Genomic DNA, 13,234 nt, shown 5'->3' with positions numbered 1-13,234 from the left:
GGCACTGCGGGCGCCTACAAGCTGCTACAGGCCGTAGAGCTTTGAATCCTGGATGCCTCCCGCACGGCCTTCCGCCACGGACTGGCGCGTGGAATCGGTCACGAGATCATCGCTCTGGAGCTTCTTCAGCTCGTCAAAAATCGCCTGGTCGTTGCCCGACCCGTACTTGCTCGTGCCCTGCACGCCATCCGTGAAGGCAGCAAGGATGCGGTTGAGGGCAGCCAGGTCGATCTTGAGGCCGTCCTGCACCTTGTCGAACGCGCCTCGACCGATACCCCTCCACTGATTCTCGAGATTGTCGATCATCACGTCGAGCTTCTGCATCCGGGTCCTGACCGACCCCATCATCAGGTCCAGCTCGTCATCCAGCTTCAGAAGAGCGGAATGGCTTAGCTCCTGGCCCTGCCCACCGCCACCGCCTTCAGCCATGGCTACCTCCTCTACGTGTCGACGAGCACGAAACGCCCGTCGTCCGGTTCATTCCCTACGCGCCCGCGCCCAGGCGAACGCGCCCCCGCTGAGAACGATCACCAGCGCGACCGCCCCGAGCGAAATCCACAACACGTTGCTGCTGCCATCATCCGAACTGGAGTCTGCCACCTTCACCTTGTCAGGGGCATCGTCTTTGTCGGATCCCTTGCCCGGCGAACTCTTCTGCCCAGCACGGGAATTGATGGTCTTTTCCCCTGTAAGCGGGCTGATGTCCGGATCGCCGGGATCGCCTTTGCCTTCCAGAAGATTGATCCGGGGCCGCACACCGCCGTACCCGAGGTACTTGCTGCGCCCCTTGCCCTTGTTGGTCCCGCTGGCGGTCTTGATGAGCACGCGCAGCACTTGATTCGCGGTCCAGTCGGGGTGCTTGGCCCAGAGGAGGGCTGCGGCGCCGGAGGTAATTGCGGTGGCCGCGCTCGTTCCGCCATTCCCCTTGACGCAGTACTTCTTCTTCTTGCCGTCGCACCATGCGGGAACGTCGAGGCCCGGCCCGGCGAGGGTGGTGTCGCGACCATGCGTCGAGAAGTCCGCCACCTTTCCGGACTTACCCATCGCGGCGATTCCCGCCACCTCGGGGAGTGCTGCCGGGTATTGCCGGAAGTTCCCCCCCTTTCCCTCATTTCCGGTGCCAGCGAAGACCAACTTCCCCTTGCTGACCGCGTAATCAATGGCTTTCCGTGTGACCTGGTCGGGTCCACCCGCGAGGGACACGTTGATGATCTGGGCATCACTCTCGGCGGCAGCCCGGATGGTTTCGCCCATGAAGAGCACCGCGCCGTTCCCCGCACGCCCCGCGGGGTCGCCGCCCGTCTTGAAGGAGAGAATCTTCGCCTTGGGCGCGATTCCCTTGACCGAGCCGTCCGCGCCGGTTCCGGCGATGAGTTGAGCCATCGACGTCCCGTGTCCGTCGCGGTCCTTCATCTCATCGCGAGGGCCACCGGACAGGTCCTTCCCCGGAAGCACCTGTCCACGCAGAGTCGGGATCGAGGAGTCCACGCCGGAGTCGACGACGGCGACCTTGACGCCCTCGCCCTGGCTGACCTTCCACATCTCCTCGGCCTTCATCTGGTCGAGGTACCACTGCTGGGACTGGATGTCGTCGGCCACCGCCACCGAGGGCGCCAGACCGGTCAGGCACGCGGTCCAGACCCCGGTGGCCGCCGTCGCCGCGAGCAGACGGCGCCATCCGAGGCGCGAGGTCCGTGAGTTCTGTTCCGTCATCGCTCTCATCCGGGCTACTCGATCACCGGCGGCACGCTACCTCGCCGTCCGTTCGTCCACGTCTCGTCGTCCTCCGTCAGGTAGTCCGGACGGCGCGGCCCTTCCCTGTCCCTCTCCTGGCCCCTCGGCTGCGCGCCGGAGACCAGGCCGGAGCCGCCGGGCGTGAACTCCCGTGAGCCGCGCCCCTGTCCAGGCGTGCCGGTACGGGGCGTGCCCACGATGCCTCCCGGCGCCGAGGCGATCCTCCGGCCGGACCCGCCACGCGTTCCGGTGCCCCCCGCGCCCATTCCCGCGGCGCCCGCTCCCATGGCTCCCATCGGCATCATGCCCATCGGTCCGCGCGCCGAGGCGCCGTTCTGGCCGCCCGCCGTGCCGCTGGGGGTGCCGCCGACGATGCCGCCCGGCGCCGAGGCGCGCGACGCGCCGCCGCCGGTGCCGCGCCCGCCACCGGCTCCTTGACCGGCGCCCGGACCCATCGGCGCGTACGGCATGCCGCCGCCCATCATCGGCGTACGGCCCACGGGGCCGGTCCCGCCACCGGTGGTCGTGGGGCCCTGCCCCGTCGGTACGGCACGACCAGGGGGGCCACCCACAGTCCTGCCCTGGGCCGTTGTCGGCGGCGTCACCGGCATCGGGGCGATCGGGGCCCTGCCCGTCGGACCGGGCTGGCCGATGGGCGGTCCGGACGGCACCACGGGTCCGGGGCCGTTCGGCATCGGCCCGATCTGCGACGGGTTGGCCGTCGGCGGAGGACTGTTGGGAGTGACCGGGTCGATGGTGCTCGTCGGCGGGAGGTTCGCACTGTCGATCTCCGTGCCGACCCTGGACGCGGGGGCCGAGGCTCCCACCTCGGAGGGGTCCAGCCTGTTGAGCGGATCCTCGACGGTCCCTCTCGGGGGAAGATCGGTGACGTCCGGGCGACCGCCTCCGCCGATTCCGGCTGACACGTCCTGCGGATCCGCTCTCCCGATCGGTGCGACGCCACCGCCACCTGCCGGGGATCCTCCACTGATGGTCGAAGGGGCGCTTCCTTGCCCCGCCGGAGCGCCGTTCGCCGCCACAGCGCTCGGACCTCCGCCACCCTCCGAAGTCCCCGGAAGGATGCCTCCGCCTGGCAACGGCCCGAACTCCGGCCTGTCCGCCTCCGCCTTCCGGATGTTGTCCAGCGAGATCGCGTAGTACGACCCGAGCTTGTTCAGGTGCTGGATGGCTTCCTGCCGGTCCTTCTCCGCGGCGATGCCCTCCGGCGAGCTCGGGTGCACCGCGCGCTGGCCGAACAGGTTCGGGGAGGCGCCCTGCCCGGTGAAGGTCGGGGTGCTGCCGCCATTGTTCAGGAGCGGGGTGTTGCCGCTGCCCGTCAGCTTGCCGTTGCTGTCCAGCGAGGGCTGGTTGCCGCTCCCCGTCAGCAGCGGGGCCGGCATGTTGGGGTTGCCCGGGACGCGCGCCGGGGCGGGGATGTCGTTGACGGTGACGACATCGCTCCGCTTGGGCATCTGGCTCTTGACCATGGACAGGCCGCAGCCCGCGGCGTTGAGGTGTGTGCCGACCGCGCCCGCGTACTCGCTCAGCTTCCGGGTCTCCGCGCGCAGCTTCCGGCCCCAGCGGGCGAACTCGCTCTTGCTCTCGCCGTCCCAGTCGACCTCTTCGAAGTAGGTCTTGAGCTCCTCTTCCGCCTTCTTGATGGCGCCCGCCGCGTTCCACAGGGCGTCGCCCACGTCGATCAGGTCTTCCGGGATCGAGCTCTCCACCAGATCGACCATGTCGTTGAGCCGGGCGGTCTCGAAGTCCGAACGCTCACCGCCGGAGCCGCGCGGGGCCTGGGGCGCCCGCTCCTTCGGCGGGTTGACGAAGCACTGCATCGTTATGGTCCCGTACTGGTCCGGGATCTTGGGGGATGCGGGCCACTCGTCCGACGAGTGCCCCTTGCTCTTGTCAGCCATCGGTCCTCCTGCCTGCCCGCCCGTACGAGCGGTCACAATCCGCCCCTGTCACCGTCGTTCCCGGCCTTGCTCTCACCCTTGCCCTCGCCCTTGGGGCTGTCCTTGGGCTCGGCCTTGGGGTCGACGCCCCGCATCAACTCGTCCGCACGGGCCTGGATCCGCTCGTACCGCCGCTTCTCGTCCTCCTCCAGGGAGTCGAAGCCATGGTCCGCGATCTTGACGGCGATGCCGATGCCGTCGATCTGTTCGCGGAGGGCCTTCGAGAGGGCCGTGAGGGTGTCGTGGACCTCGTTGTACTTCTGGAAGAGGCCGTCGGCCTCCAGGAACTCCAGGTTGTCGCCGCTCAGCGAGCGCCGGGTCATCTTGCGGGCCGCGGCCACCTTGTGCTGGGCGCCGGGGGACTCGTCGAGTTCCTTGATCACGCCGTCGATGCGCTTCTTGAGCCGTTTGAGCGCGCCGGCCCCGCGCTTCAGGTCCGCCGAGGAACCAGAAGGCACCCCGGCAGGCATGCCCGGCTCCGCCATGTAGATCTCCCCGTTCGCCGCTGCTGTCCCGCGTTGCTGTCCCCGCGTTGCCGCGATTCTGCTGTCCCGCTGTCCCGTTCGGCTGATCCACTCTGCGTCGCGTCCGCGTCGCACGCGGTGCAACATCTCACTCTAGCCACACCATACGACTGTTCCAACTGCAAATCGGCGACGTGGAATTGCTCACCCCTCCGCCATCCGCCGACGGCGCCGGTCACGCAGGACGAGCGTGGTGCCGATGACCGCGGCGACCGCCGTTCCGCCTCCCACAAGGACGTAGGTTCCGATTCTTTCGTTCCGTTCCTGCTCGGTCTCGCCCAACTGGAGCTTGGAAGGGGTCGGTTCCTCCCCCTTTGCGACGCCTTCGCGGGCGACGGGCCGGTCGATGGGCCGCGCGTCCTCGGTCAGCGCGCGCACCGGGTCGACGACGCCCCAGCCGACGAGGCGGTCGTGGCCCGCGATCGAGCGTTCGGCGGTCTGCTCGATCTGGGCGACGACCTGATGCTGCTTCCAGTCGGGGTGCTTGGCGCGCAGCAGTGCCGCCACGCCCGCCACGTACGGGGCCGAGAAGCTGGTGCCGTTGTCGGCGCAGTGGCCGCCGCCCGGGACGGTCGATATCATGTCGACGCCCGGCGCCGCCACGTCCACGAACTCGCCGGACTGGGAGAAGGGCGCGCGCTCGTTGTTCCGGTCGGAGGAGGCCACGGCGAGGACCCCTTGGTACGAGGCGGGGTAGGTCTTCTTCACGTTGCCGCCGAGGCCGTCGTTGCCCGCCGAGGCGACCACGACGACGTCCTCCTCCAGCGCCCGTTCGACGGCCTGCTTGAGCGCGGACTCGGGGCGCAGGGCCTGGGCCGTGTCCTGGGAGATGTTGATCACGTCGGCCTTCGCGTCGACCGCGTAGTCGATGGACCGGGCGAGGGACTCGGCCGTGCCGCTGCCGTTCTCGTCGTTCTGCTGGACGGGGATGACGGTGGCCCGCGGCGCCAGGCCGACGAAGCCCGTGCCGGAGGCGGGGCGGGCCGCGATGATGCCCGCGACCTTGGTGCCGTGGCCGACCCGGTCGGTCGTGCCGTTGGCGCGGCCTCGTGACGTCTTTTCGCCGAACTTGTCCTTCTTCGGCTTCGCCGGAAGGAAGTTCTTGCCCATCCGGGCGTCGACGGCGTCCGTCAGCTGCTTGTTCTTGATGTCCACGCCCGTGTCTATGACCGCCACCCGGATGCCCCGGCCGTGCCCCGTGCCCTGCCACAGCTCGTTCAGCAGCACGCGCTGCAGCGACCAGGGACGTCCCTTGTACGGCTTGGAGGGGAAGCGGCACTCGGTGCTGGTGTCGGCGGCGGCGGGCGTTGCGGTCGTGACGGCCGCGGCGCTCAGGGCCGAGCCCATGACCAGGGCGGCGGCGCACAGGGAGGCGACGCGGCGGCGCGTACGACCCCGCGTGCCCGGCGTACCCCGCGTACCCCGCGTACCCCGCGTACGTGCCCGTGCGGGTGCCGTCGGCGGCATGCTCGTTCCCCCCGTCCTCAGGAGCCCTGCGGCTGCTTGGCGCTGCCCGTCGACAGGCGCGGGCCCGTCGGCAGGAACTGGGACCACTCGGCCGGTACGGGCGCGGGCTTGAGCCCCTCGTAGCCGAGCCGGCGCTGCGCGTTCTGGCCCTCCTGGCCCTCCTGGGACTGTTCGGCCTTCTGGCCGCCGTTGGCTCCGGCGTCCGGCGGGTCGCCCTTCTCCGAGTCGTTGGTGCCCTGCGTCGCGTAGCGCAGCCCCGTGTCGGTCACCAGGAAGATGCCGCCGTCCTTCATGTTCCTGCCCTTGACCTGGCGGAAGAGCTGGCCCGTGCCCGGGGTGACGTACGCGCTGGTGGCGCCGGACGGGAGCTGTGCGGGAGCGGTGTCGCCCGCCCAGGTGCTGAGCGTGGTCTTCCCCGTACGTCTGTCGACGCCGCGCAGGACGTTGCAGACGGTGTCGCGGCTGCCCTTGCTCGCGCCCGTCCGCGCCTCGTTGACCGGTTCGCCCTTCTCCGTCGGCCATTTGAGGTCCTGCCCGAAGCCGATGTCGGACTGGGTGAAGGTGCCCGCGCTGACCTCCATCGCCTTGCCGTTCTGCTTGAGCACGTCCCTGCGGGGCGGGTTGAGCAGCAGGTGGGCCATGAAGTTGCTCACCGGGTGCACGCCGGTCCTGAGCACCACGTAGTGCTGGGTCCCGGCGCCGGACGAGGCGCGCAGCACCATGCCGACCTGGTTGGCGCGGGGGTCCAGGCCGTCCTGGCCCGCGGGCTGGCCGACCGTGCCGCGCACCCGGGGGAAGTCGATGGGGTCGCCGGTGTGCAGGGTCGCGAGCCACTGGCGGGAGACGCGCTGGGGCTTGCGGCCCTCCACGATGAGCCGGAGCAGCAGCTCGTTCTCCGCGAGCGGGTACTTACGGCCCTTCCGGTCCACCACGTACAGCTTGTCGTCCGGCCCCTGTACGTAGAGGAGTTCGCCCCCGCGCAGCCGGTTCCGGCCCTCGACCCGGTGCTCGTCGCGCTCGGCGAGGACGAACGCGGACTTCTGCACGGCGCGCCCGCCCTGGCTGGGGCGCTCGCAGACGGCCCAGCGCTTCCGCTTCGCGGCCTCGTCGGGTCCGGGGAGGCGGTCGGGCGCGTAGGGGATGCCCAGGGTGGCTCCGTGCGGTATGTCGCCCTTGTCGAGCACCTTCTCGTCGACCTTGACGACCTCGCCCTTGCCCGGATCCAGCAGCAGCTTGGCCGAGGCGAGGTTGAGCACCGGGTGGAGCTGGGCCTTCTTGCCCGTCTTGAGGACGACGTAACGGGTGGTCGACTCGCTGCCGATGATGACCTTCTCGCCCGGCTCGTCCCACGCCTCGGGCGCCTTGGGCTTGAACATCCCCCAGGCGCCGAAGCCCGCGAGGATCAGTACGCCGATGATGATTCCGGGAAGGATGCCGCGCAGCGGACGGGGCGCGCCCTCCTCGGTCCCCGTGGGCGAAGGTTGGAGGAATGCCGCAACCAGACGCTTCTTCGCAAAGGTGTAGGCATTCAGCTCGTCCCGCCGTGACGCCATAAGTGACCGCTTCTCCCCTGCCTCGCCTCTGACGGTCCGCGGCGCGCCGCCGCCGGGGCCCGCGAGCCCCACTCTGCCCCGTACTGTGCCCCGTTGCCGCTGCCGGTTGTCGGACCGGGCCCCTACTATGCCGGTTGGGGATCGCGTCGCGCCGCTCAGGTATCGTGATCGCCCGCCCAACGCCCCTGACGAGTGGGGCGAATTCGGACATGAGGGGGCCTTCGGGGATGGGATCTGCGACGCGCGCCCAGGGCGCCGCGGGGCGGCGGGGCCCCGGTGGCGCCCCGCGCGGCGCGGGCGCGCCCGGGCGCCCCGGAAGCCAGCGGCGGGGCGGGACCCCGCCGCGCCGAGGCGGGACGCCGCCCGGACGAGGCACGGGCGGCGCTCCGCCCGTCCGCCCCCGGCCACCCGTATCGGCGACACTGCGCACCGCTTCGCGGGCGAGCGGCCTCGGACCGTTTCAGTTGCAACAACTCGTGCTGCTGGAGCTGGCGCTCGCCGTCCTGGTCGTCGCCGCCGCCATCGACGAGCTGCTGCTGGTCCCCGCGGTCGTGATCGCGGTGCCGCTGGCCGTCGCCGGGCTGATCCGGCGCCGCCAGCAGTCGCTCCGCGACTGGGCGGCGACCCTCTTCGCGCTCCGCACCCGCGCACGCGAGGCCGCGCAGCCGCTGTCCCCCGCGATGGTGGTGGACGCCGCGGGCGAGCGGCTCGACCCGGCGTTCCTGCCCCTGGTGGAGGGCGCCCCCGGGCTGCGTACGTACGGATATGTCGACAAGCACCGCCGCACCGTCGGCATGCTCGGCGACGGCACGTTCCTGACCGCGCTGGTCTCCGTGGACGCGACGGCGGCGGGACCGCTGCGCCCGGTCTCCGGCGCGCGCCCGCTCCCCCTGGACCTGGTGCAGGGCGCGCTGGACGTGGACGGGATAGCGCTGGAGTCCGTGCAGACGGTGCAGCAGGTGCAGCCCGCGCCCGCGCCGCACCTCCCGGAGCAGTCGGTGGCCAGGCAGAGCTACGGGCCGCTGCAGGAGCAGACCGGCGCGCCCGCGCTGCGGCTGACCTGGGTGGCGCTCAAGCTCGACCCCGAGCTCTGCCCCGAGGCCGTCGAGGCGCGCGGCGGCGGCCTGGAGGGCGCCCAGCGCTGCCTGGTGCGCGCCGCCGACCATCTGGCGAGCAGACTCACCGGCGCGGGCTTCCGCGCCCAGGTGCTCGACGAGGAGGAGCTGATCTCCGCGCTGGCCACCTCCGCCTGTCTCAACCCCGTGGCGACGGCCCGCGCGAGCAGGCCCGACGCGCTGCCCGCCCGCCGCACCGCGGAGACCTCCCGGGTCTGGCGCTGCGACGACCGCTGGCACACGACGTACGCGGTGGGCCGCTGGCCCGAGCTGGGCGGCGGCGCGACGCCGCTGCCGCGCCTGGTGGCGCTGCTGACCTCGGCCCCGGCGTTCACCAGCACGTTCAGCCTCACCATGGGCCGTTCGACGCGCCGCAGCGCCGTGACGGTCACCGGGCACGTCCGGCTCACCGGGCGCTCGGACACCGAGCTGATCGCCGCGCGCCGCCATCTGGAGCGCGCGTCACGTGCCGCGCGGGTCGCCCTGGTCCGCCTCGACCGCGAGCAGCTGCCGGGCGCCCTCGCCTCGCTGCCGCTGGGAGGGGTGCGCTGATGCCGGGCGGAGTGCGCCGCATGGCGGGGCTGACGGGCCCGCGCCGCTCCGGGCACGCGGTCGCGGCCGACCAGCTGGCCGCCATGGCGCTGCCGCTGGGCGACGACGGCGTGGTGGTGGGGAACGACGCGGACGGACGCCCCTGGCTGGCAGGCCTCGTGCGCCCCGAGCCGTACGAGGTGGTGCTCGTCGGCGGCCTCTGGACCGCGCAGGTGCTCGCGCTGCGGCTGGCCGGTGCGGGCGCGCGGGTCGCGGTCGAGACTGGCCGCGCCCAGGTCTGGACGAGCCTGGTGCAGGCGGCGGGCGCGGGCCAGGAGTGCATGGCGCTGTACGACGTGGGGCGCGTGCCCCGGCTCGGCCCCAGCGTCAGCAGTCCCGTCGTCGTCGTGCGCGACTGCGGCGTCCGCCCGCCGCGCGGCCGGGTCACCTCGGCGCCCTGGCAGTCCGTGCTGACCCTGCTGCCGTATCTCAGCCCGACCGCGCCCCGGCTGCTGCGCCAGGCGTCGCTCGTCGGGGTGCAGCGCGTCTCGCCGGAGGAGGCTCAGCAGATCGGCCGCCTGATGCAGATCCCCGAGCAGGACGTGCCCGCGCTCTCCACCCTCGGCGACGGGGTGACCCTGTGGTGCACGCGGCGCGACCGGCAGTACGCGCTCACGCAGCCGACCGACGCGGAGTCGGGGCTGCTGGGCAGGGCGAGACGGCTCGACTGACGCGGGGGCAGTACCGCGCGGACAGGGCGCGGACCGCGTGGACCAGCCGACGGGACCGCCTTCAACTTCATCCGGTACATCCGCTTGTGCGGACAGCGGGTGGGGATGGATGGTTCGGTCGGAGAGGGGTGCTTCCCTCCCATTCGTGGGGCCGGACCGCCCTGCCGCAACGGGAGTTGCCTTGATTAGGCTGGGCGGACGCGCGAGGGCGGGCGCGTACGCGAACCGGGGTGTATGACCATGCAGGAGGCATTGTGAGCAGCGATCGGGACGAGATCCGCTTCGGGGGGACCCTGCCCGGGACCGATCGGCTCGATGCGGACACCGACTCCGAACAGGACGTGGAGTCGACGGGCCAGTTCACCATCGACTACACGCCCCCGGCCTGGTACACGCAGGACGCCGGGAGCCAGCCCGAGGGCACGCCCGTCAGCGCCCCCGGCGGGGACGTGACGCCGATGCCGGGTGCGCCCGCCGGTGCCGTCGAGGAACCGCCGGTCCCCGAGGACGACTTCGCGCTGGGCGGCGGGGCCGCGCCCCGCGCGTGGGACGCCGGGGCGACGGCGGCCGAACGTATGCCGTCGGGCCCGGCCCCGACGGCACCGCCCGCGTTCCCCTCCCTGAAGCCGCTCACGGAACCGTCGGCCCCGGTTCCGGCGCCGGCGCCGACGCCGACGCCGACGCCCGAGGTTGAGGCGGAGGTTGAGACGGAGGCAGAGGCCGGGGACGAACCGGACGAGGCCCGCGAGGAAGTCCCCGCAGAGGCCCCCGGAACGATCGCGCAGGAGCCCGGCACGACCTCGTTCCCCCTCGCCCCGCCCCTGCCCCCGGCCTTCCCGCCCGCGGAGCCCACCACGGACACCGAGGCCGAGGCCGAGGCTGACGCCGAGGAGAGGGTGGAGGACGAGGAAGAGGAAGCTCCGGTCGAGGCGTACGAGGCCGAGGTCGAGGTCGAGGCACGTCCGGACGCGGACGAAGAGGCAGAAGCCGAAGTCGAGGCCGACGTTGAGGCCGAGATCGACGTCGAGGCCACGGAAGAAGTGGCCGCAGACGCGGCGACGGACACCGGGGCCGAAGCGGAAGACGAAGACGAAGGCGAAGACGAAGCCGTAGCGGAAGTTGAGGCAGAAGCCGAAGAGGCGGCTTTCGCCCCCGTCGCCGAGCCGCTGGCCGACGAAGCTCCCGAGGCCACGGGCGACATCGAGGACAGCGCCACCATGCGCTTCTCCGCGGCCGCGATGCGCCGCGAGCTGCGCGAGCGCAGGGCCGCCGAGGCAGCGGCCGAGGAGTTGGAGAGCGGGGAGGACCAGGACGCGACCGCCGCCGACGACGACCGGTACGAGTTCCGCGCGGAGGACTCCGGGGCAGCCCCGGACTTCGCGCGCTCGACGGACGCCGACGACGAGCCCCAGGACGCCCCGCCGTCCCCGCTCCCGCCGACGGCCGAGTCCACCGAACCGGCCCAACCCGCCGAACCCGCCGAGGAACCGCACGACGCCGTTCCCGCCTCCTACGCCCGCGAAGCGGAGCCGGACGCACCCGAGCCGAGCGACGCCGTACCGCCGCACCCGCTGGCCCCGGCGACACCGCAGCAGGCCGGACCTTGGCCCGTCTCCCCCGCTCCGGCCGCCGCTGACGACGGCGCAAGCGGCACGAGCGGCAAGGGAGTCGGCGGTCTGCCGCCGCTGCCCCCGGACTTCCAGCCCGCGGCCACCCCGCCCCAGGGCACCCCGTGGCCCGCCACGCCCCTGTCCCCGGCTCCGACACCGGCCCCGGCCCCGATCCCGGAGCAGACTCAGACTCCGGCGGCCGCGCAGCCGACGCAGGAGGCGACCGACGGGGCAGGATCGGCGGACGTCTCTGGCGCCCTGCCGCCCGCGGCGGCGCCGGGCGGTTACGGCTACCCGCAGCCGCCCGGCCAGGCGACGCCCGTACCGCCACAAGCACCGCAGACGCCGCAGACACCGCAGGCGGCACCGAGCCAGGAGCAGCCACCGGCGGCCCCTCCGGCGCAGGGCTACGGCTATCCGCAGCAGGCGGGACAGCCCTTTGCCGCGTCGTACCCGATGCCGCAGCATGCCGGCCCCTACCCCGGCCAGCCCACGAACGAGCCGCCACCGGCGACGCCGCAGCCCCAGCAGCCCGCGCTGCCGCAGCCCGTTCAGCAGCCCCTCGCCCCGACTTCCCCGCCTCAGGCACAGCCCGAGGCCCAAGCTCAACCGCAGCACCCGGCCCCGGCCCCGGCACAGCCCCAACCCCAGCCGCAGGCTCAGGCGCAGCCACCGGCCGCCCAGGCCCAGCCGCAGCCGCAGCCGCAGCCGCAGCCGCAGGCTCAGGCCCAGTCACCGGCCCCGGCGCAGCCCGTGGATCCGCGGCGTCTGGACGCCTCCGGTTCACCCCTGGGGTACACGGCCGCCGTCGAGCTGTCCTCCGACCGGCTGATCAACAGCAAGAAGAAGCCCCGCCCCAATACCGGTAACCGGGGCTCCCGCTTCCGTATCGGCGGCAAGAAGGAGGAGGCCGAGCGTCAGCGCAAGCTGGAGCTGATCCGTACGCCCGTGCTGTCCTGCTACCGGATAGCGGTCATCAGCCTCAAGGGCGGCGTCGGCAAGACGACGACCACCACGGCGCTCGGCTCCACGCTCGCCACCGAGCGCCAGGACAAGGTCATCGCGATCGACGCGAACCCGGACGCGGGCACGCTCGGCCGCCGGGTGCGCCGCGAGACCGGCGCGACGATCCGCGACCTGGTCACCGCGATCCCGTACCTCAACAGCTACATGGACATCCGGAGGTTCACCTCCCAGGCGTCCTCCGGGCTGGAGATCCTGGCGAACGACGTGGATCCGGCGATCTCGACCACGTTCAACGACGACGACTACCGCCGCGTGATCGACGTCCTCGGCAAGCAGTACCCGATCATCCTCACCGACTCGGGCACAGGTCTCCTCTACTCCGCGATGCGCGGAGTGCTGGACCTCGCCGACCAGTTGATCATCATCTCGACCCCGTCCGTGGACGGCGCGAGCAGCGCGAGCACCACGCTCGACTGGCTCGCGGCGCACGGCTACGGCGACCTGGTGCAGCGCAGCATCACCGTCATCTCCGGCGTCCGCGAGACCGGCAAGATGATCAAGGTCGAGGACATCGTGGCGCACTTCGAGACGCGCTGCCGCGGCGTGGTGACGATCCCCTTCGACGAGCACCTCTCGGCGGGCGCCGAGCTGGACCTCGGCCTGATGCGGCCCAAGACCCGCGAGGCGTACTTCAACCTGTCCGCGCTCATCGCCGAGGACTTCGCGCGCGCCCAGCGCGAGCAGGGCCTGTGGACGGCCGACGGCAATCCGCCGCCCCAGCTCGCGCCGCCGCTCCCGGGCCAGGCACAGCAGCAGCCGTCCCCCCAGCTCCCGCCGGGAGCCCAGCCCTACCCCCAGCCGCAGCAACAACCCCAGCAGCAGCCGTACACGCCGTACGCGCAGCCGCCCCAGCCCCAGCAGCCCCAGCCCGGCGCGGGCTGGCAGCAGCAGCCCCCGCCGCAGGGCCAGTAGGCCGGAGCACACGACGAGGCACACGACGGAGGGCCCGTTCCACTTCCCTGGAACGGGCCCTCCGCACGTGAAC

Annotated in this window: 9 protein-coding genes; 3 read left to right on the top strand and 6 right to left on the bottom strand. The window is 72.2% G+C overall.

Translation table 11 applies throughout. From position 1 onward, the window contains the following. Positions 1–24: 24 nt before the first annotated feature. From ACGF3A_RS08370 to eccB, 6 genes are all read right to left on the bottom strand, one after another. The gene (locus ACGF3A_RS08370) at positions 25–429 is read right to left on the bottom strand and encodes a hypothetical protein (protein WP_393727007.1); all 405 of its coding nucleotides are present in this window, start codon (positions 427–429) and stop codon (positions 25–27) included. A gap of 48 nt (positions 430–477) precedes the next feature. After that, positions 478–1,713, bottom strand: coding sequence for a S8 family serine peptidase (locus ACGF3A_RS08365; RefSeq protein ID WP_393727005.1), 1,236 nt, complete (start codon positions 1,711–1,713; stop codon positions 478–480). 14 nt (positions 1,714–1,727) lie between these two features. After that, a complete protein-coding gene (locus ACGF3A_RS08360) occupies positions 1,728–3,653 on the bottom strand; it encodes a hypothetical protein (protein ID WP_393727003.1) in 1,926 nt (641 codons plus the stop codon). 32 nt (positions 3,654–3,685) lie between these two features. Next, the gene (locus ACGF3A_RS08355; RefSeq protein ID WP_393727001.1) at positions 3,686–4,162 is read right to left on the bottom strand and encodes a hypothetical protein; all 477 of its coding nucleotides are present in this window, start codon (positions 4,160–4,162) and stop codon (positions 3,686–3,688) included. 198 nt (positions 4,163–4,360) lie between these two features. Continuing rightward, positions 4,361–5,563, bottom strand: coding sequence for a type VII secretion-associated serine protease mycosin (gene mycP / locus ACGF3A_RS08350; protein ID WP_393727228.1), 1,203 nt, complete (start codon positions 5,561–5,563; stop codon positions 4,361–4,363). 137 nt (positions 5,564–5,700) lie between these two features. After that, on the bottom strand, positions 5,701–7,236 hold the full coding sequence (eccB, locus tag ACGF3A_RS08345; RefSeq protein ID WP_393726999.1) for a type VII secretion protein EccB: 1,536 nt from the start codon (positions 7,234–7,236) through the stop codon (positions 5,701–5,703). 464 nt (positions 7,237–7,700) lie between these two features. On the opposite strand from eccB, the gene eccE reads away from it, so the two are divergent. The 3 genes from eccE to ACGF3A_RS08330 all read left to right on the top strand — a co-directional run bounded on the left by eccE (position 7,701) and on the right by ACGF3A_RS08330 (position 13,161). Then, the gene (gene eccE / locus ACGF3A_RS08340; protein WP_393726997.1) at positions 7,701–8,903 is read left to right on the top strand and encodes a type VII secretion protein EccE; all 1,203 of its coding nucleotides are present in this window, start codon (positions 7,701–7,703) and stop codon (positions 8,901–8,903) included. Continuing rightward, positions 8,903–9,613, top strand: coding sequence for a hypothetical protein (locus ACGF3A_RS08335; protein WP_393726995.1), 711 nt, complete (start codon positions 8,903–8,905; stop codon positions 9,611–9,613). The genes eccE and ACGF3A_RS08335 overlap by 1 nt, the downstream gene beginning before the upstream one ends. 254 nt (positions 9,614–9,867) lie before the next feature. Beyond that, positions 9,868–13,161 carry an SCO5717 family growth-regulating ATPase gene (locus ACGF3A_RS08330; protein WP_393726993.1) on the top strand — a complete coding sequence of 1,098 codons (3,294 nt, stop codon included), beginning with the start codon at positions 9,868–9,870 and terminating at the stop codon, positions 13,159–13,161. Positions 13,162–13,234 lie beyond the last annotated feature (73 nt).

The organism is Streptomyces sp. NPDC048172, from assembly GCF_043202595.1.
Taxonomy (GTDB): Bacteria; Actinomycetota; Actinomycetes; order Streptomycetales; family Streptomycetaceae; genus Streptomyces.
Note: the sequence above shows the minus strand (reverse complement) of the source record. Positions and strands in the feature narration are given on the sequence as shown.